Origin of the sequence: Psychrobacillus sp. FSL K6-1415 (genome assembly GCF_038003185.1) — a bacterium.
GTDB lineage: Bacteria > Bacillota > Bacilli > Bacillales_A > Planococcaceae > Psychrobacillus > Psychrobacillus psychrodurans.
Genome location: NZ_JBBOOQ010000001.1, coordinates 3,858,603 through 3,877,370, shown reverse-complemented (window position 1 = coordinate 3,877,370; position 18,768 = coordinate 3,858,603). Strand labels below are relative to the sequence as shown.

Annotated in this window: 20 protein-coding genes and 1 riboswitch; of the genes, 13 read left to right on the top strand and 7 right to left on the bottom strand. The window is 36.7% G+C overall.

What is annotated here, in order from left to right; translation table 11 throughout:
* Positions 1–21 precede the first annotated feature (21 nt).
* The 3 genes from MKY60_RS19025 to MKY60_RS19015 are packed head-to-tail and all read left to right on the top strand — an operon-like array spanning position 22 to position 1,720.
* Positions 22–819, top strand: coding sequence for an aminoglycoside adenylyltransferase domain-containing protein (locus MKY60_RS19025; protein ID WP_340930921.1), 798 nt, complete (start codon positions 22–24; stop codon positions 817–819).
* A 2-nt stretch (positions 820–821) separates the two neighbouring features.
* A complete protein-coding gene (locus MKY60_RS19020; RefSeq protein WP_093495717.1) occupies positions 822–1,328 on the top strand; it encodes a GNAT family N-acetyltransferase in 507 nt (168 codons plus the stop codon).
* A gap of 14 nt (positions 1,329–1,342) precedes the next feature.
* Complete coding sequence (locus MKY60_RS19015) at positions 1,343–1,720, top strand: hypothetical protein (protein WP_093495716.1); 378 nt, start codon at positions 1,343–1,345, stop codon at positions 1,718–1,720.
* Between the two features lie 2 nt (positions 1,721–1,722).
* Here MKY60_RS19015 and MKY60_RS19010 read toward each other — a convergent pair whose 3' ends face one another.
* Positions 1,723–2,196 carry a VanZ family protein gene (locus MKY60_RS19010; protein WP_093495715.1) on the bottom strand — a complete coding sequence of 158 codons (474 nt, stop codon included), beginning with the start codon at positions 2,194–2,196 and terminating at the stop codon, positions 1,723–1,725.
* Positions 2,197–2,288: 92 nt separating this feature from the next.
* A riboswitch (cobalamin riboswitch) is annotated at positions 2,289–2,476 on the top strand.
* A gap of 170 nt (positions 2,477–2,646) precedes the next feature.
* Between MKY60_RS19010 and MKY60_RS19005 the strand changes: the two genes are divergently transcribed.
* Positions 2,647–3,186 (top strand): hypothetical protein, encoded by a 540-nt coding sequence (locus MKY60_RS19005; protein WP_241598064.1) that lies wholly within the window; start codon positions 2,647–2,649, stop codon positions 3,184–3,186.
* A gap of 4 nt (positions 3,187–3,190) precedes the next feature.
* Complete coding sequence (locus MKY60_RS19000) at positions 3,191–4,135, top strand: ABC transporter substrate-binding protein (RefSeq protein WP_093495713.1); 945 nt, start codon at positions 3,191–3,193, stop codon at positions 4,133–4,135.
* Between the two features lie 101 nt (positions 4,136–4,236).
* Here the strand turns inward: MKY60_RS19000 and MKY60_RS18995 are convergent, their stop codons facing one another.
* Positions 4,237–5,100: an AraC family transcriptional regulator gene (locus MKY60_RS18995; RefSeq protein WP_093495712.1), complete on the bottom strand. Its 864-nt coding sequence runs from the start codon at positions 5,098–5,100 to the stop codon at positions 4,237–4,239.
* 75 nt (positions 5,101–5,175) lie between these two features.
* A complete protein-coding gene (locus tag MKY60_RS18990; protein ID WP_093495711.1) occupies positions 5,176–5,577 on the bottom strand; it encodes an NUDIX hydrolase in 402 nt (133 codons plus the stop codon).
* Positions 5,578–5,648: 71 nt separating this feature from the next.
* Between MKY60_RS18990 and MKY60_RS18985 the strand changes: the two genes are divergently transcribed.
* The 6 genes from MKY60_RS18985 to MKY60_RS18960 all read left to right on the top strand — a co-directional run bounded on the left by MKY60_RS18985 (position 5,649) and on the right by MKY60_RS18960 (position 10,768).
* Complete coding sequence (locus MKY60_RS18985; protein WP_340930920.1) at positions 5,649–6,125, top strand: GNAT family N-acetyltransferase; 477 nt, start codon at positions 5,649–5,651, stop codon at positions 6,123–6,125.
* Between the two features lie 326 nt (positions 6,126–6,451).
* Positions 6,452–8,143 carry a DUF2339 domain-containing protein gene (locus MKY60_RS18980; RefSeq protein WP_340930919.1) on the top strand — a complete coding sequence of 564 codons (1,692 nt, stop codon included), beginning with the start codon at positions 6,452–6,454 and terminating at the stop codon, positions 8,141–8,143.
* A gap of 20 nt (positions 8,144–8,163) precedes the next feature.
* On the top strand, positions 8,164–8,592 hold the full coding sequence (locus tag MKY60_RS18975; RefSeq protein ID WP_241598060.1) for a DUF1801 domain-containing protein: 429 nt from the start codon (positions 8,164–8,166) through the stop codon (positions 8,590–8,592).
* 100 nt (positions 8,593–8,692) lie between these two features.
* Positions 8,693–9,412 (top strand): YebC/PmpR family DNA-binding transcriptional regulator, encoded by a 720-nt coding sequence (locus MKY60_RS18970; RefSeq protein WP_093495707.1) that lies wholly within the window; start codon positions 8,693–8,695, stop codon positions 9,410–9,412.
* Between the two features lie 120 nt (positions 9,413–9,532).
* The gene (locus tag MKY60_RS18965; protein WP_269915795.1) at positions 9,533–9,988 is read left to right on the top strand and encodes a hypothetical protein; all 456 of its coding nucleotides are present in this window, start codon (positions 9,533–9,535) and stop codon (positions 9,986–9,988) included.
* 57 nt (positions 9,989–10,045) lie between these two features.
* The gene (locus tag MKY60_RS18960) at positions 10,046–10,768 is read left to right on the top strand and encodes a hypothetical protein (RefSeq protein WP_340930918.1); all 723 of its coding nucleotides are present in this window, start codon (positions 10,046–10,048) and stop codon (positions 10,766–10,768) included.
* Positions 10,769–10,948: 180 nt separating this feature from the next.
* On the opposite strand, the gene MKY60_RS18955 is transcribed toward MKY60_RS18960, so the two are convergent.
* The 4 genes from MKY60_RS18955 to MKY60_RS18940 all read right to left on the bottom strand — a co-directional run bounded on the left by MKY60_RS18955 (position 10,949) and on the right by MKY60_RS18940 (position 16,504).
* Entirely contained in the window at positions 10,949–11,368 is a 420-nt protein-coding gene (locus MKY60_RS18955) for a DUF4395 domain-containing protein (protein WP_093495705.1), read from the bottom strand.
* A gap of 172 nt (positions 11,369–11,540) precedes the next feature.
* Positions 11,541–13,196 carry a ribosomal protection-like ABC-F family protein gene (gene abc-f / locus MKY60_RS18950; RefSeq protein ID WP_340930917.1) on the bottom strand — a complete coding sequence of 552 codons (1,656 nt, stop codon included), beginning with the start codon at positions 13,194–13,196 and terminating at the stop codon, positions 11,541–11,543.
* Between the two features lie 283 nt (positions 13,197–13,479).
* Entirely contained in the window at positions 13,480–15,453 is a 1,974-nt protein-coding gene (locus tag MKY60_RS18945; RefSeq protein WP_340930916.1) for a TRAP transporter permease, read from the bottom strand.
* A 43-nt stretch (positions 15,454–15,496) separates the two neighbouring features.
* A complete protein-coding gene (locus MKY60_RS18940) occupies positions 15,497–16,504 on the bottom strand; it encodes a TAXI family TRAP transporter solute-binding subunit (RefSeq protein ID WP_418939818.1) in 1,008 nt (335 codons plus the stop codon).
* 335 nt (positions 16,505–16,839) lie between these two features.
* Here MKY60_RS18940 and dapD point away from each other — a divergent pair, with 335 nt between their 5' ends.
* Both dapD and MKY60_RS18930 read left to right on the top strand, forming a co-directional pair.
* Entirely contained in the window at positions 16,840–17,553 is a 714-nt protein-coding gene (gene dapD / locus MKY60_RS18935) for a 2,3,4,5-tetrahydropyridine-2,6-dicarboxylate N-acetyltransferase (protein ID WP_340930915.1), read from the top strand.
* 11 nt (positions 17,554–17,564) lie between these two features.
* Positions 17,565–18,689: an N-acetyldiaminopimelate deacetylase gene (locus MKY60_RS18930; protein WP_093495701.1), complete on the top strand. Its 1,125-nt coding sequence runs from the start codon at positions 17,565–17,567 to the stop codon at positions 18,687–18,689.
* Positions 18,690–18,768: the final 79 nt, after the last annotated feature.

The window sequence follows — 18,768 nt, the reverse complement described above, 5'->3', positions numbered from 1 at the left end:
AATTTCAAAGGAGAGTGAATCATGAAGCAAACATTACCACAGGAGGTACATAAATTAATGCAAGTGTTTTTGCAGTTATTGAACACATATTTAACTAAGGATTTAATTGAAGGAATCTATATTTATGGTTCTACTGCAATAGGCGCATTTGAACAGGAGAAAAGCGATATTGACTTTATTGTGTTATTGAAGCGAACAGCAAATAAAAATGAAATAGAAATTCTGGACGATATTCATGTTCAATTAACAAATGAAAACCTTGGAGCACGTATGGATGGAATGTATATTTTAAAAGACGACGTAGGGAAAACAAATAGTGTCTTAGCTCCCTATCCTTACTATTCGGATGGAAGTCTAGAGGTTGGTCATTGGGATATTAATCATATAACCTGGTGGATTTTAAAGGAGTACGGAAATGTACTACAAGGAACACCAATTATAGAACTTGGCATTGCTACTAAATGGGAAGATGTTTTCAATACATTAAAATATAATATTAATGAATATTGGTACAGTAAGGCAAAAGAAATAAGGGGTTCAGTTTCAGATGAAATGGTGGAATTTGCTACGACAACTATTTGTAGAATTCTATACTCTTTAGATAAAAAAGAGATTATTTCAAAGGAAATAGCATTAGAAAACGGAATAGACACATTGCCTGAACGGTGGAAACCTTTATTGATGGAGGGTCTAAGAATACGTTCATCTAGACAAACTGAGTCATTATTTAATACAGAAAGTTTCCGTGCAGAAGCTTGCCGAGATTTTGTTTTTTTTGCGCATGAATTATGTAATGATAAATATTTCCTGGAGGTATAAGAATGGAGTTTAGACAATTAGTAGGTAAAGATGCGAGTGCGTATTGGAAGTTAAGACTAGAAGCATTGCAAAATAGTCCAGAAGCTTTTGGCACGAGCTATGAGGAAGCGATTCTACGGGACAATCCAATTGAACGAGTAAAAGATAATTTTAAAGTAAAGGAAAATTATACATTTGGAGCTTTCGAACAACATACATTAATTGGTGTAGTTACTCTATTACAAGAAAGTACTTTAAAGATGAGGCATAGAGCTAATATTTTCGCTATGTATATTAGTCCAAAGGCCCGAGGAAAAGGTATTGGCAAGGCGTTAATGGAGATGGCAATTGAACATGCCAAAGAAAGTGAAGAAATTCAAAAGATAAACCTATCTGTCGTATCAAGCAATAAGGCAGCCAAGAATCTGTATCTTCAATTAGGTTTTAAAGTATTTGGTACAGAAGAGATGGCATTAAAGATAGGGGATACTTATTACGAAGAACAGCATATGTCACTTATTTTAGAATAGAGGGTGGAATTATTATGACTAAAAAACCAGAAGTGAAATATCCGATGTTTCAAGCACCAGTACGTTCTATTTTTGAAAAGTTCTCTCGTGAGAAGGATGTTGCGTTAGTTTACGGAGAGCCCATTGTTATGGAGAATAAGCAGGTATTACCTGTTGCCAAAGTAAACTATTTTGTGGGAGGAGGAAGTGGTGGGCAATTGGATGAAGAGCAGGCTGTGTCAATTGGACAAGGAGAAGGAGGCGGAGGTATTTTTTCCATTAAGCCAATTGGGGTATATGAGATTACTGATAAAAAAGTTATATTCAAGCCTATCCTTCCCGTTAAATTGATGCTCACATTCGTTGCGGTTATGTCGTTTGGTTTAGTTTTACTTATAAAGAAAAAACGTTGACTTTACTGTGCAACGTTTTTTCTTTGTTTGTACCACTGATATAATGTTAGTAACAGTATAGCAACAATTGCCCCGGATGTATCCAATATGACATCCTGAAGGGAAGCCGTCCGACCGATTGTAAAAGATTGACGAAATTCATCAGCGATGGCAAGAAACATAGTAATTACGACCACGGTGGCCTTTCGATACTTAATTCTTGATAGTGCAATATAGATGGCTAAAGCAATTACTCCAAAATAAATGAAATGTGTTCCTTTTCGTATCAAAAATTCTAAAAATGCATAGTAACCACGCTCTTCCACCGAAACGAGAATACCCCAATATGGAACTTGAAATATAGAAAGAAAAGACTCTAAAGGTTTGTTAGGTAGCCATGCCTTTAAAACTTCCTGCATAGATTGCTGTTCAGCTGTTTGTCCTGATGCTAAAAATACAACAACAAGTAAAAGTAAAAGAGGTATAAGTTTTTTCATATACTGACATTAGCATAAAAATGAGGAATTTTCATGTGTGAAATTGTTGTTACAGTTAGCGAGATGGCTATGGTACACTGGTGGTAAGTGAATAATTTTCGCAGGGAAAAGGTGCTAACTTGTTAGCTTAATTTGGGAATTCGGTTAAAATCCGAAGCTGTTTCCGCAACTGTAAATGCTGATGAAATAAGAAAAATACCACTGTTGATTAGTCAATGGGAAGGTTCTTAGAGTAAATGGATGCATGAGCCAGGAGACCAGCCTTTTCTTGAACGTATAGATACTCTTCGGAAGTTAAGGGATTGTACGGCACGTTTCTATTTTTCTTTTTTATTTTCTCGATAAATAGGTATCACGCCGCCCTAATTTGGGTGGCGTTTTTTTGTGCTGTTAACTAACTAAGTATTGTATGCCGGAAAGTTCACAAACGAGAGGAGAGGAGGAAAAAAGATGAAAAAAGATATCCGCTATATTTGTTATCCATTTATGCGTGAGACAGCTTCTACTGTAGATTTTGAAATTCGAACAGATTCATTGACTACACGAATTGGATTAGCGGCATCTTTGACCAAGGATGTACCAAAGGTTTACGAGGATCTAATGTATTTGGCGCCAATGGCTTACCATTTAAACGGGTCCGTTCGAGGTAAGGTTGCTATAACAGAAGGTGATTTACAGTTTCTAAGTGATATGTACGACTTCTATGTGGAGGAAGTAAAAGGAAGAGTAGATATATTTGTACTACCACAAGGAACAACTGCAGCTTGTGAATTACACGTTTGTAGAAGTGAAGCAAAGAAGTCAGTTAGAGCTCTACATAAAGTTTCATTAGAAAGGGAAGTACCTGAGATTTTATTTGACTATGCACAGTTATTGGCAAACGTGTTGTTTGCTATGGCTGTTTATGTTAATAAACATCATGCTGTGGAAGAAATTCAATTTGTCAGTAAGTCGTATCCAATGAGAAAAAAGAAGCAAAAGGAGGAATAATAATATGAAGAAAAGTCATGTATTTAATTGGTTAGCAGTGCTGCTATTTTCGTTCTTACTTGTTGGCTGTTCTGCAGAAGAAACAACAAATGTAGAGAAACAAGAGGAAGTAGTAGATGAAGTAAAAGAATACACAGTAACTGATGATGCAGGTAATGAGGTTGCATTTAAAGAAGTACCCGAAACGATTGTTTCTCTTCAGCCAAGCAATACAGAAATTCTTTTTGCGTTAGGAGTAGGGGATAAAATTGTAGGTGCAACAGAATATGATACATATCCAGCGGAAGCGCTTGAAATTGAACGAGTATCTGATTCAGTTGCATTTAATGCGGAACGAATTACAGAACTGAACCCAGACGTAGTAATCGCTTATACAATCGGTCAAGAAGAGGCTTTACAACTATTAGAGGAAGCTGGATTAAAAGTCTTTGTTATTGAGTCTGCGACTTCTTTTGAGGATGTATACGGAGATATCGAGCAGCTGGCTACAGTAATGGGAGTTGAGGAAAAAGGGCAGGAAATTATTTCTTCAATTCAAACTACTATTCAAGAAGTTCAAGAAAAAGTGGAAACTGCTGCCTCATTAAAAAAAGTATATTATGAAATTAGCCCATCGCCAGATATTTATACAACGGGAAGTAAAACATTCCAGCAAGAAATTTTAGCTGCAGCATCTGTCGACAATGTGTTTAGCGATCAAGAAGGATGGATTAGTGTATCAGAAGAAGATGTTATTGCCAAAAATCCAGAAATTATTTTAACAACTTCAAATTATATAGAAGATGCAACTGGCGAGATTAAATCTCGTGCAGGTTGGGACAAGATCCGAGCTGTACAAAGTGATTCAGTATTTTTAGTAGACGGTGACGTTATATCTAGACCTGGGCCGCGTATTGGTGAAGCAGTAGAACTGGTTGCTAAAACAGTGTACCCGGAATTATTTAAATAACATTTTAAACTTGTCCTAAATTTGCAACAATTTTTTTTAGGAAATGAGAACTATATAATACATGGAAACCCGAGGGATTTGTGCTCCTCGGGTCTTTGTTATTATTTAATCGGTATCCAAATTTCTGAATAACAGTTTGGGCTAGTAGGGTCGTCAGTAGAATATACTTCTAACTCTGGTGTTCCTGCTGGCTCATATGGATTGGATGGAAACCACTCGGAATATATTTGTTTCCATGTATTTTGCATGGCATCTGGCATCGCACCGTGTACCTCGAACACAACCCACTTAGATGCCGGAATTGTAATAGCTGATAAATTTTCTGGTACTTCGCCAACATAATCTGCTGCAATCCAATAATCGATTAAGCTATTCTCTTGATATGCTTCGTCTGCAACGCAAACACCAAGTACACCTTTAATTGCTCCGTTGTTTAATTGGAATAGCAAATCATCTGTTCCGTCCGCATTTACATCATCCCAAAACAAAGGAATACCTTGTGTATTTTCTCCGTTCTTACAATTGTATCTTCTTTTCACTCCAACAGCTTGAAAGCTATCTTTTTCTAAAATTTTGTACTTCATTGGCTCAGCTCCTTTTAAATTTACCTGAATAACAAGGCGGTTATAGGAATTTATTTTCCCTATATTTTTTCGTGCTTCACTAGGCGTTATACCGTGTTGTTTACGGAATGCTTTAGTGAAAGATTCAGGAGTGTCATAGCCGAATTTGTAGGAGACATCGATAATTTTATTGTCTGTATTCAGCAGTTCTTGCGCAGCTAAAGTGAGTCGTCTTCTTCGAATATAGTCTCCGAGGGACATATCCGTTAAGATGGAAAACGTCCGTTGGAAATGAAAAGCAGAAGAATTAGCTTCCTTAGCAATTTGTTCTATTGATAAGTCTTCTAGTAAATGATCTTCCATGTAACTGATTGCTTGTTGAATCGACTCTACCCATCCCATTGGCTTCACTCCTAATATGTATTTTAGTGGAAAACAAAGAGGTAAGCCTGTCATTTTGTGCGGTTATTGGACTGCTTAGACCTCTGTAATTAGCTCGATGATTTCTTTAGGACGTACATCCAGTGAGGATAGATCTTTAATATCTAACCAAATCGGTTCATAACCGCCTCTTTGAGGAGATGAATCTGTATATTCTTCACCGACTCCGGGTCCAAATTTTCCTCCTATTATATCTGCTAGAAAAAAATGTTGAGTACCACTTTGTTCAAGAATCTTAAAAGGACGCTGGATTCTTACATGTACGCCTATCTCTTCATATGTTTCGCGAATCGCCGCTTGCTCTGGAGTTTCTCCTTCTTCTAATCCTCCCCCTGGAAACACATAATACGTCATATGAGGTTTTGTTCGTTTAATGAGTGCTACTTGGCCGTTTTCAATAATTATGGTTGCTCCACGATCTCTAATTTTTCTCACCATCCTACGGAAATAAAGGTATCTTATATTATATAGCGAAATAAGATAAAGAAGTTATAAAAAGGGGTGCTAATATGGAAATTTTAAATATCCAAAATGAATCTGATTTGTTTAATGAATCAGTGGAAATATTTTGGGGGCAATGGGGAAATGAAACGAACTATGATTTTTACAAGGATTGTATTAGACATTCAAGTAAAGATAAGGATGCTATACCAAGATTTTATATTGCTATCGAGGGTAAGGAAATCATTGGTACTTATGCGTTGCTTCGAAATGACATTAATAGCAGACAAGATTTGTTCCCTTGGTTAGCCTGCTTATATGTGAAGCCGGAGTATAGAGGAAGGTCAATTGGTAAAAGTCTCTTAGAACATGGATTGAATGTGAGTGCGCAGCTAGGATATGAGAAACTTTATTTATCTAGTGATTTAGAAGGGTACTATGAAAACTATGGTTGGGTAAATTCAACGATTACTTACGGACCTTCTGGAGGCTCTATTAAAGTTTATGAAAAAACGACTAGTGAAAAAGTAGGTTTAGAAATTTAACTTATTTGAATCAATTTCATAAAGAATATTATATAGTTAAATCCGAACAACGCTGATTTCCGCTCTAGGCGGAAGCTTTCCGCGGGCACGGCTTCAATCTCCTCGTTACTACGAAAACATATGCTCCTGCGGTTACTCGTCGCAAAGACATTGGTCAAACAAAGTTCGACCAATGTCTTTCCTGCGGGGCTTTCAGCTCGCGCTGTTTCCGCTGGAGTCGCCGCCTGCCACTCCAATTTAAATGAAACAAGTAATTATGAAATTGACTCATTTATGAAATTAATTCGTTATTGCCGAAATAAAAGAGAACATGAGGAGTTATTTAAATGATAACTCCTCATGTTTTTTATGATCAATTATCAGTGCAGCTTAAAGGATATTTTCAATATTTGTCTAATAGTATGAGTATGAACTTATTGAAAAGGAGGGATTGGGTGGAGAAGAGTGAACTTCTTGAAAAGAGAATAGAGCAATTAGAAGAACGAGTTCGATTTTTAGAAGAGCAAATACATACTAAACCAAATATCTCTCAACCCGAGCGACTTGTCAAACAGCAACAACAAGTGAAACAGCCTGTTGAATGGGATGTACTAATCTTTCAGAAAATACTTCCTCCCTTATTTATTGTCGTATTTATAATGGGAATAATTTGGGGATTCAAAGCGGTGTCAGATTACGGTTTTTTACAACCGGCCGTAAAAGTAATCATAGGTTATGTCGTTGGTTTTGTATTAATCGCATTAGGTATATGGCAAATTAAAAAAAGTCGTAAGAATTTAGGGCATATGCTCCTTGGTGGCTCTATTCCAATCCTAATGTTGACAACTTTTGCGATGCATCAGCTTTATAATATATCCGGACCTACAGTAGCATTTATTTTCAATCTTATTTGGATTGCATTAGGATTATTTTTTACCTATAAGTATCGCTCACAAGGGATTGGAATTGTAGCTATAGTTGGGGGCGTATTTGTTCCATTTCTGATAAAAAGCACTTTGCCCAATATTCCATTGTTTTCTTTATACGAAACAGTTCTTTTTATAGTATTTCTATGGATCGCCTTAAAATATTCCTACAAGGCACTATATTATATTTCGGTCATTTTCCTACAGGTCGCAATATTAGTTTTCTTTATTTTTACAAATGTACCTGACGCATATAAATGGATCGCAATGCTTCCCGTATTCGCGCAGCATGTTGCTTTATTGGTTAGTCTTTTGAAGACAAAGCAGATGTTAAAGGAACAAGCGTATACGCTATTTTCAATTATGCTATTAACTGTCTTATGGATAGGTATAATATTCACGGACAAAGAAGCAACAGCTTTAATGGTAATTATTACGCTAATTTATGGAATTTGTTATTATGTATATCAAAAGGATTCTATTCGTACACCTATTTTTATCGCGAATGGATCAGTTGCTTTGTTAAATATAATGCAGCTTCAGCTAGATAATTTATTGTTTGAAGGGATAATCGGGTTGAGCTATATATACTTCTTTGTATATAAAAGTTTCAAACATATTTTACATCTAATTCTTTTGAGTATTAGTTATATCGTGGCTTTCTACTATGTGCTATCTTTTTCAATTATGAGTTGGATATCATGGGAAATGCTACACTGGATAGTATTTTTAGTAGGTACAGTTTATGGAGTTTATTTACTATCTAGAATTTTTATAGAGAAAACTGTCATAAATATTGGAGTATCATTTATCGCGAGTATGATTTTATACTTTTTGCATATGGTTGCTACTTTACTTTCAGGGGATATTGGTAGCAATGCCGAGCGAGTCATTACTAGTTCTTTATGGATTATAGTGGCTATCTTATTTATGGTAGTTAGTCGTTTTTCATTGCCTCAAGGTAAGTATGTCGGTGTCAGTATTCTGTTTGTGACGTTAGCGAAAATCATATTGTTCGATATTTCATTTGTATCTGTAGCTATTAAGGCATTCTTATTTATAGTTCTGGGAGTGGTTGGACTACTAGTGTCACGGGCTTATTATAAAAAGTAGTTATCGAAAGGAGTCAGAAAATGGCTAAATATGAAGCAAAGATGAAAGAGACAGATGCTAGTGTAATTGAATTTATAGAGGCAGTCGATAATACGAAGAAACGTGAGGATGCATACAGACTTTTAGAAATTTTTGAGCAGACCTCAGGCTATAAAGCTAAGATGTGGGGACCGAGCATTATTGGTTTTGGGACTTATCATTATAAATACGCTTCAGGTCACGAAGGAGATGCTCCTTTAGTGGGATTTTCACCGAGAAAGGCAAAGATTAGTTTATATATTACGACCGGGGACACGGCACGAGAAGAAGCTCTCAAACGCTTCGGGAAATATTCAGCAGGAAAATCATGCGTATATATAAACAAAGTCGAGGATATTAATGAAGATGTTTTAAAGGAAATGATTACAAAATCGATCGCATTCCTGCATGAATTATACCCAAATCAATAGTATATAAATGGAAGTTAATGTATTTATTTTGCTAGTTTATAAGGGTTTCATGTATAATGTTACAGTATAAAATTTAGCTTAGCGAAAGAGAGTGGGACTTATGGGTCGTAAGTGGAATAATATTAAAGAAAAGAAAGCTTCCAAAGATGCTAATACTAGCCGCATTTATGCGAAATTTGGTCGTGAAATATATGTTGCTGCAAGACAAGGTGAGCCTGATCCTACATCTAACCAAGCGCTTAAAGTAGTATTGGAACGTGCAAAAACATACAGTGTGCCTAAGCATATTATTGATAAAGCGATTGAAAAAGCAAAAGGCGGATCAGAAGAAAGCTTTGATGAGCTTCGTTATGAAGGTTTTGGACCGAATGGTTCTATGGTAATTGTAGATGCACTTACAAATAACGTAAACCGTACTGCATCCGATGTACGTGCTGCATTTGGTAAAAATGGCGGTAATATGGGTGTCAGTGGTTCAGTTGCTTATATGTTTGATGCAACTGCAGTTATTGGATTAGAAGGTAAAACTGCTGATGACGTACTAGAAATTTTGATGGAAGCAGAAGTAGACGCGCGCGACATTTTAGAAGAGGAAGATGCAGTAATCGTCTATGCAGAGCCAGATCAATTCCATGCCGTACAAGAAGCATTAAGAACGGCGGGGGTAACGGACTTCACAGTCGCGGAACTAACAATGCTTGCGCAAAATGATATTGCTTTAGATGCAGACGCTCAAGCACAATTCGAGAAAATGATCGACGCAATTGAAGATTTAGAAGATGTTCAACAAGTCTACCACAATGTAGATTTAGGAGAATGATAGATATGAAGGTTGTTTTAAAGTAGATTTCTGCTTTGAAGCAGCCTTTTTTTAAAATAAAACGTTAGTGGAACAGGGACGAAGTTAGAATGTCCGATATTCTATAGGGGTGATTATTGTTTGAATAGCAAAAAAATAATGCGTGTTGGTATCGTTTTTATTCTTTTTGTCCATATATTATTTCCTATTAAAACATTTGCAGATTGGTCATTTGCATTCGTCGTGTGGGAGGGTTCTGTGTATGTTATCACGGACGAACGGGTCAATGAGGTGGATAAAGAAATTGGACATGTTACAAAGTATTCGGATAAGGAAGGAACCTATTCTGGAAATTTCTCAAATTCCTATCAGAAAGGAACAAAGTATTTTTCTATCCAAGGAATAACCACAGATAAAGCGATTGCTATACAGGAGGAAGTTGGAACATATATTAAGGCCACAAGAGATGGGGAGTATGCTGCTAATAAATTTGGTACAAGAAATATAAGTACCCCAGTTTTTATTGGCTCAATTTTACTGGTTATCCTACTTGCTATTGTAGGAATTAATTATTATGGAAATAAAAGAATGGAATGAATTGGAGGGTACTCTAACAAAAGGAAAACTAATTACGACATCGGTGGTGATTGTTTATTGAATACAGCACTTGTAACTGTAATTCATGACCCAGAAGGGAAAAGTATTGAGCTTTTTAAGGAACATAAAAAAGAATTAGAACAAATTTATTCGAAACTTTTTATTGCTGTTAGTGAAGAAACTTCTAGAGGGTTAATTACAGAAATTGAAAAAAGTAAATTTAACGTTAAGATTATTCCTAAAAAAGGAGTAGCAAATGCAAGAAGGGAAGCATTGAAACTTGCATTTCGGGGGATTAGTGATTTCTATCATTACTGTGATTTTGATAGGATTTTAACATGGGTTAAGTGCTACCCAAAGGAATTAAGAGAAATAGTAGAGGACATACCTACCTATAATTATTTAATACTAGGAAGGACAGAAAAAGCTAAGAACTCCCATCCAATAGAATGGATTGAAACTGAAAAAATAACAAATCATATATTCTCCCTAGAACTAGGAAAAGAAGTCGACATAACTGCTGGTTCATGTGCTTTTTCGCATGGAAGTGCAAAATTTATAAATAGATATTCAAAAGCTATGATGACAGATGCAGAATGGGCAATGATTATTTGGAGAATGGCTAAAAAACAATTAGATTTCCGTGCCGTTGAAGGGTTAGAGTATCATGAAGACATAAATGGTTTGAATGGGAATGTTAGTGAGTCAGATAAATGGTTTAATAGTTTAAAGCTTAGTCTGATTATAAGTGAAACGGCAAGGGAAATAGGTAAGGGGTGAGAAGGAGTCATGAAAGTTCAAATGGGGGAGCTACGATTTCCTGCACTTTTCTCATTTTTTCTATTTAGATCCTCAATGCATCAATGGATTCGAAAACAAATAAACTGCCTTTCCTATTTAACAGGAAAGGCTATTTTCGTATTATATAAGCCAATTTTTAATATGCCTTTATAAATTGATTTATAAAGCTGACTTTTTTCTTCGATAGTTCCATTGTTGAAATTGGAATCGAACGAAACAGCCTATGCAAAACCCTGCTAATGCAATGGATGCAGCTAGACCGACCATAATAGCTGCTGTATTGAAAAGTATTGTCCAATTCAATAGAAAGCTGATGCTAGCTACTAACAAAAAGCTAACAGCAAGCCACTGATTGAACCGAAGTTGCGCATAGTCTTCTTGTATATACTGGTTGGCGGGTTTAGATAAAAACCTTTTGGCCACAACTAGTATAGGGTGGAATCCTATCAATAAACTTGATATATTTGCAACTAATGGGATTAGCAAAATCCATGCAGTTTGAGTTATAAGCGAGATGATTACAGATAATACAATTGTCCATTGATTTATCATCACGAGAGGTTTGGGGATTGTTCTCATATTAAAACCTACTTTTCTTATTAGATTTATTAGATTATAAAGTGATTACCATTGAAAAGTAAACAGGGTAACATACACTGACAAATTTCCCGGGAAATTGCCAAGATAAAATTTAAAACGACAAACTTTGAATAAAATAAAGGCAGTCCCTATGGAGGGGCTACCTTGTAAACTATCCCTTTTTTAATTCATTTATCTTCTTAGTTAATTCGTTAAATTGTACATCTAGCTTGTTATATTTTGGATCCTTACTCTTTAAGAAACTAAGTTCTCCAAGTACGGCCTGTCGTTCTGTTTCTAATGTTAAAAGTTCTTTTTCGAGATGTGATTCATAGTTTTTATGCATCCACTCGTTATAATTCATTTCCAACTTTCGAATTGATTTATTTTCAATTACAAGCAACTTGTTCGTTAGCTTTTCTAAAAAATATCGATCATGTGTTACGAGTAAAATGGTCCCCGGGTAAGTAGAAAGAGTTTTTTCTAGTTGCTCACGGGAAGGAAGATCTAAATGGTTCGTTGGTTCGTCTAACAGTAATACGTCCTTTTGATCGAGCATAAACTCCATTAGCTTCAGCTTCACTCTTTCCCCCATGCTCATAGTTGATATGGATCGCGACCAGTGTTCTTTTGAAAAGCCTAAATTTGTCATGAGTGTTTGGATACGTCCCCTTGCTTTAAAGTCGGTTGGTCCAAAAAATTCAAATGGCGTTTGATCTTCTGGTAAGTCGAAAACAGTTTGGCGTAAATAGCCAATATTCATAGATTCGGTTTTCCAAAGTTCTCCTTGAAAGCTTTCTTCCCCTAAGAGCATGCGAAAAAATGTCGATTTTCCACTGCCGTTTGAACCCAATAATCCTACGCGTTCTCCGGCTAGTATGGTGAATGAAGTATTTTGAAAGAGTGTTCTTTTCTCAAAGTCTTTCCTCAAATCTTTTACTTCTATGACACGTTTACCTTTTTTCTTGTTTCCCTCAATGGAAAACGACACTTCTTTTTCTATACCTGGTTTATCTATAGTATTTTTGGTGAGTTCCAGTTCAAGCCTTTTCTTTTTGGAGCGTATTTGAACGTCCATTTTCTTCGCTTTCACACGATAGTATTCTTTGTTGAATTCTTGCTTGGTGGATTCTGCATGTGCTTTGGAAGACCAGTTTTTCAGCTCGGTAATTTGATTCTCGACCTGCTGTATTTTCAATTGTTGAGCATCATATAGCCTTTGTTGGGTCAGTAGCCGCTCTGCTTTTTTATCCCTATAAGTCGAGTAATTCCCTGTGTATACCGTCAAGTTTTTGTTTTCAACTTCCCATATATAATCTGCTACCTCATCTAAGAAGTAACGGTCATGTGATACTAAAATACATGTGCCACTGTGGGAGAGGATTTGTTTTTGTAAGAAGGATAAGCTATCTTGATCCAAATGATTAGTAGGTTCATCTAGCAATAAAACTTGAGAATTCTCTGCAAACACACGAGAAAGTCTTCTTTTCATCTTTTCTCCGCCACTAAGATGAGCATATTCCCTCTCTTCTGGAACAGCCCATTTACTGAAATAGGATCTTTCATCATGTTCATATTCTGTTTGATCAAATTGCTCTTCTTCCTGCTTGAAGTAGCTGATAGAAGGGGATTTTCCAATCCATTCCACTTTACCAATAGTAGGAAGGGCTTCTTTAAAGAGAACGGTAAGCAGTGAAGATTTTCCTTCTCCGTTTCCACCAACGATTCCAATCACGGCATTTGCCGGTATATCTACATTTACGTTTTGTAATATTTCATTATCCCCAAATGTAATGCTAATATTATTTAGTTTTCCTAATAAAGTCATTCAAACAACTCCTCTATGGAGGAATAAAAAAATCCCTCCGAATTATACGGAAGGATGTTGCTGACCATGTAGAATATACGAAAAAACACTACACATTCACTGCAGTGTAGAGAATATCATTCGTACTTTTTTGAATAATGGGCAGACTAATCCTATTTCCGTTTGCGTTCTAAATATTTTGTTCTGCACGAAGCAGCAAATATTATGCAAGAAATAAGATTATTAAATCATTGTCCACCCATCATCCCTTCGAATTTGTTAATTGAATTGTAGCATATTCCCATTAATTTGTCGTAGAAATGTTACCTGTTAAACTTTGAAGTCCATAATCATCATCTGTTCGACGATGCTGTATGAACCAAATGGCTACAATTAATACTATACCTATTATAGTGGTAGTAATCTCGGGTAAGATAAGCATGATACCTGCTATAAAAAGAATAAATCTTTCCCAAATCTTTGAGTTTCGAATAAAATATCCTATCATCGAACTGCTGATAGCAGCCATACCAATAACCGCAGCAATCGCTGAGAATACTAGCATAACTGGTTCGATTTCTACCATTACTAGAATTGGATTGTAAATGAAAATAAATGGGACGATAAACGCAGCAATCGCTAATTTCACAGCAATCATTCCAGTCTTAAATGGATTTGCACCTGCTATCCCAGCTCCAGCATATGCAGCTAAACATACTGGAGGGGTTATGTCGGCGGCAATTCCAAAATAGAAGACGAACAAATGAGCAGCTATTGGCGCCACTCCGAACTCATTTATAAGCACGGGAGCTGCAATTGTTGCGGTCACAACGTAATTTGCTGTTGTTGGTAGACCCATTCCAAGAACAAGGCATGCAATCATAGTGAAGAATAGAGCAAGAATTAGATAACCATTCGAAAGTTCAATTACTCCAGCTGCAAACTTTGAGCCAAGACCTGTCATACTAACAACTCCTGCAATGACGCCAGCTGTTGCTACAGCAGCTATGACGGGAAGTGCTACTCTGGTACCTTGTTCTAGGACGTTTATAGTCTTTCTAAACGACATTCTTGTTTCTTGGCGAACAAGGCTAACTAAAAATGCAGTAATAATTCCAAAAAGAGCAGCTCGTTGGGGTGTGAAGCCATACATAATCGTTCCGATGATAACAATTAGTGGGAGTAGCATAAACCAGTTTTTTTTCATAAGTTTTCGAAAGGACGGTAATTGAGATTTTGGTAAACCGTGTATTTTTAATTTCTTTGCCTCAAAGTGCGTCCCAATGAAAATTCCAGTGAAATAAAGAATAGCTGGAATAAGTGCTGCCAACATTATTGTTCCATAAGAAACTCCTAGATACTCCATCATAATAAACGCTGCTGCCCCCATCATTGGTGGCATGATTTGCCCACCGGTAGATGCTGCTGCTTCGGTTGCACCTGCAAACTCAGGTTTAAATCCTGCATTCTTCATCATTGGAATCGTAAAGGATCCGGTTGCAACGGTGTTTCCGACAGAACTTCCGGATACAGACCCTTGTAATGCACTTGCTACTACGGCAGTTTTTGCAGTTCCCCCTGTATAGCGGCCGGTTAAAGCGAATGCTAGGTCATTGAAGAATTTTCCGATATTTGTTTGCACGAGCATTACGCCAAAAAATAAGAAGAGGAAAATAAATTTTGCTGAAATCTGTATCGGAGTTCCGAAAATACCACTTTCCTTATACCAGAGAGTGGTTGCTGTTCGATCAACTGAAAAACCTGGGTGTGAAAGAATTTGTGTAGGGACGAAATTTCCGTAAATTGCATACAAGATTGCTGCTGAAGCTACAATTACAATTGGGAGGCCAACTGTTCTTCTTGTAGCTTCAAGTACTAAAAGGATACCTAGTAAGGAAATGATTATATCTAGGGTGTTGTATCCTGAAATACGACTTTGTAGAATCGATTCATAAAAAATAATCTTATGATAGGTTACATACATTGCCAAGAAGGCTAGTGATATATCATACCAGGGAATTCTTTTTTGTACTTTTAGCATCCCTTTTTTAACGGGGTACAAAAGAAATATAACACCAAGGGCGGTACCAAGATGTACGGCCCCTTGCTTCTGGGAGGGAAGAGTGCCAAAATACGCTGTGTATAGATGGAACACAGTAAGAGATACACCTAAAAATGTGACAACCCATGCCCATTTACCGATATTTGTACGGAACTGATTTTCTTTATCGTATTTTTCTAAGATTTCCTGTGCACTAATAGGTTGCTTATCCTGCATTTTCCCACCTCACTTTTAAATTCATTGAGTTAAACTAGAAGTTTTATTTCAAATCATCAAAGCTTTTTATACCAGAATCTTCGCGTGTAACAATTTGAATGACTTCGGGATAAATATGACCAATAAAAGCGGTGTTTGGAACTTTGTGTCCTTCGAATGCAGCCTCCCCATTTATTGCTTGTAATGCTGGTACATGTACTGTCATCCCTAGATCCATATGTCCATCTCGGATACTAGATAAGTTTTCAACAGATGCTCCGGTTTCGGTGTTTGTCACGTTAAAATCATCAATATTTTTATTCCAAATGCTTGCCATTTCACCACCTAAAGGATAGTAAGTGCCACCCTGACTACCGGTACCAAGGATAAATTCGTTCTTGGCATCACTTACATCTGCACTAAGTTCAGCAACTGGGTTTTCTACTGTTAATCCTTGTTCTTCGTAATAGCGTTTAGCTCCAGGATGGATGGGAAGCCCTTCTGAACCTAATAGTGCATTTTCTAAGGTCATTTGTTTAGCTTGAGCATGTGTATTTTCACTTGCTTTTTCAATCATAACTTTTGTTAGATTATAACCAAGTTCTTCATTAATTGTATCTGTATTAGCCATGAGGATTGCATATGCAGTAACAGTTTCGACATCAGACTCGAGAAAATCGTATGTGTCCTTAGGAATTGTATGACGTCTATATCCGCTATTAGCTTCAATATGCTTGATGGCATTATCAGTAAGGCTAATCATCACAACGTCACCAGAGGAGGCTTGGAGGCTTTCAATACTTGCGGCTGGAAGTCCTAGAATTCCAATTGAAATGTCAATGTTTCCATCCTGCACACCGTCAGCAGCATCTCCAAATCCTTCTTGATGCTCATTATAATCTCCTTCTTCGAGACCGTAGGCATCCAAGATAATTTTTGAAACTGAATTTGTTTCACTGGCAGGAGGACCAATTGCAATATTTTTTTTGCTTTCACTACAAGCTGCGAGTAATAATATCATGCCGAGAAGTAAAGCTAAAAACCTGAATTGATTTTTCTTCAACTTTCTCACCCCAAAATAATTATTTCTCCCACTCAATTGAAAGTACCTACAAGAAAAAATGCTTAAAATTGTAGTACTTAAAAATAGAAGATTAATATTATTATATTATTAATCTGATAATTTACAACATGTTCTCTGTATTTTCTGATAATTTGATAATAATTGGTGAAATCTGCATAATACTATCTAGTAAGTTAAAAGTTATCGTGGAAGTTTATCATCAATAATATTTCACTAGCTTCAAAATAACTTACTGTTGGTTAAATTTTGAAAAATGAATTTTAATTCGTGATTTTTAATAAAAATTACTGTAGAATAGATACATATTTGAGGAGGTATGGAGAATGAAACAACTAGATGCAAACGAAATTATTTCATATATTCAGCATGCAAAGAAATCTACGCAGGTGAAAGTATACATAAAAGGAAACGGCATAAATCAGATTTCTTTCGGAGAACATACAAAAGTTTTTGGTGAAGGAAATTCCCTAGTATTATTTGGAGAATGGTCTGAAATCGAATCCGTTTTAAATGAATATAAAGATCAAATTGAAGATGTAGTAGTTGAGAACGAAAGTCGTAATTCTGCTATTCCACTTTTAGATTTGAAGGGGATAAATGCACGTATTGAGCCAGGTGCAATTATTCGAGATCAAGTTAGTATCGGCGATAATAGTGTAATTATGATGGGGGCACTTATTAATATTGGTGCGGTTATTGGAGAAGGTACGATGATTGATATGGGTGCAGTTCTGGGTGGCCGTGCGACTGTTGGGAAAAACTGTCATATTGGTGCTGGTGCAGTGCTAGCAGGAGTAATTGAGCCACCTTCTGCAATTCCTGTCATTATTGAAGATGATGTACTAATTGGTGCAAATGTTGTAGTTCTTGAAGGTTGTAGAGTTGGTAAAGGAGCAGTTGTAGCTGCTGGTGCAATTGTAACGAAGGATATTCCACCGTACTCGGTTGCCGTTGGAGCACCCGCAAAAGTGATTAAAGAAATTGATGATCAAACAAGATCAAAAACGGAAATCATGCAAGAATTACGTCAGTTGTAAGTTGGTAGCTGATGAAAACCTTACAAGATATTCGGAGAGATTTACATCGCATACCTGAATTAGGTTTTGAAGAAGTAAAAACACAAAATTATTTATTGGAGCAAATTCGTACACTTCCACAGGATAGACTGACAATTACTACTTGGAAAACAGGTATAGTTGTGAAAATAGAAGGAACCGAACCTACACAAACGATTGGCTGGAGAACGGATATCGATGGTCTTCCGATAACAGAGGTGACTGGGCTTTCCTTTGAATCCAGTCATCCGGGGAAAATGCATGCTTGTGGTCATGATATGCATATGACTGTGGCACTGGGGCTACTAAGAAAATTAGTAGAAAACCCTATAAAAGATCATGCAGTTATTCTATTTCAACCAGCTGAGGAAAGTCCGGGTGGTGCTCTCCCAATGCGTGAATGGCTGAAAGAAGAGCAACAAGCTTTGGTACCTGATAAAATATTTGCCTTTCATGTAGCACCAGAATTCCCTGTTGGTACTGTAGCTACGCGCCCAGGTTTGTTATTTGCCAATACATCTGAATTGTTTATCAATGTCATTGGTAAGGAGGGGCATGCAGCATTTCCGCATCAAGCCAGAGATATGTCTGTTGCGGCCGCTACGCTACTATTGCAACTTCAGACAATTGTAAGCCGTTCTGTCAATCCAATGGATCCCGCAGTACTTACGATTGGGAAGTTCACCTCTGGAACAGTACAGAATATAATTTCTGGACATGCTAGGTTAGAGGGAACTATTCGTACAATGGATGCAGGAACAATGACAATTATTAAAGAGAAGATCGAGGCATTTTGTCGAGCAGCAGAAATTGCTTTTGAATGCTCTGTTCAAATAAACTATGGTTCGTCCTATTATCAAGTTAAAAATGATGAGGTACTTGCGAACGAGTTTTTGGCATTTGCAGAAGCGCATCCTGCAACTAATGCCATTTTATGTGATGCGGCTATGACTGGCGAAGACTTTGGTTATTTCCTACAAGAAATACCGGGACTGTTATTTTGGGCTGGAGTTGAATCACCTTATGGATTGCATCATCCGAAGCTCAATCCAGATGAAGCGGTGATTGACTATCTTGTGCCATTTATAGATTCCTACTTTCGTGAAATTTCAAGTTAATACAAAAGAAGCTACTCTGTCTAAGGATTGAGTAGCTTCTTTTGTTTATTTTCCCATAATTATTAAGCGAAGATCTAAC

Bases quoted from the DNA above. Each gene is read 5' to 3' on its own strand.
- MKY60_RS19025 (WP_340930921.1), top strand. From the start codon at position 22: ATGAAGCAAACATTACCACAGGAGGTACATAAATTAATGCAAGTGTTT.
- MKY60_RS19020 (WP_093495717.1), top strand. From the start codon at position 822: ATGGAGTTTAGACAATTAGTAGGTAAAGATGCGAGTGCGTATTGGAAG.
- MKY60_RS19015 (WP_093495716.1), top strand. From the start codon at position 1,343: ATGACTAAAAAACCAGAAGTGAAATATCCGATGTTTCAAGCACCAGTA.
- MKY60_RS19010 (WP_093495715.1), bottom strand. From the start codon at position 2,196: ATGAAAAAACTTATACCTCTTTTACTTTTACTTGTTGTTGTATTTTTA.
- MKY60_RS19005 (WP_241598064.1), top strand. From the start codon at position 2,647: ATGAAAAAAGATATCCGCTATATTTGTTATCCATTTATGCGTGAGACA.
- MKY60_RS19000 (WP_093495713.1), top strand. From the start codon at position 3,191: ATGAAGAAAAGTCATGTATTTAATTGGTTAGCAGTGCTGCTATTTTCG.
- MKY60_RS18995 (WP_093495712.1), bottom strand. From the start codon at position 5,100: ATGGGATGGGTAGAGTCGATTCAACAAGCAATCAGTTACATGGAAGAT.
- MKY60_RS18990 (WP_093495711.1), bottom strand. From the start codon at position 5,577: ATGGTGAGAAAAATTAGAGATCGTGGAGCAACCATAATTATTGAAAAC.
- MKY60_RS18985 (WP_340930920.1), top strand. From the start codon at position 5,649: ATGGAAATTTTAAATATCCAAAATGAATCTGATTTGTTTAATGAATCA.
- MKY60_RS18980 (WP_340930919.1), top strand. From the start codon at position 6,452: ATGATAACTCCTCATGTTTTTTATGATCAATTATCAGTGCAGCTTAAA.
- MKY60_RS18975 (WP_241598060.1), top strand. From the start codon at position 8,164: ATGGCTAAATATGAAGCAAAGATGAAAGAGACAGATGCTAGTGTAATT.
- MKY60_RS18970 (WP_093495707.1), top strand. From the start codon at position 8,693: ATGGGTCGTAAGTGGAATAATATTAAAGAAAAGAAAGCTTCCAAAGAT.
- MKY60_RS18955 (WP_093495705.1), bottom strand. From the start codon at position 11,368: ATGAGAACAATCCCCAAACCTCTCGTGATGATAAATCAATGGACAATT.
- abc-f (WP_340930917.1), bottom strand. From the start codon at position 13,196: ATGACTTTATTAGGAAAACTAAATAATATTAGCATTACATTTGGGGAT.
- MKY60_RS18945 (WP_340930916.1), bottom strand. From the start codon at position 15,453: ATGCAGGATAAGCAACCTATTAGTGCACAGGAAATCTTAGAAAAATAC.
- dapD (WP_340930915.1), top strand. From the start codon at position 16,840: ATGAAACAACTAGATGCAAACGAAATTATTTCATATATTCAGCATGCA.
- MKY60_RS18930 (WP_093495701.1), top strand. From the start codon at position 17,565: ATGAAAACCTTACAAGATATTCGGAGAGATTTACATCGCATACCTGAA.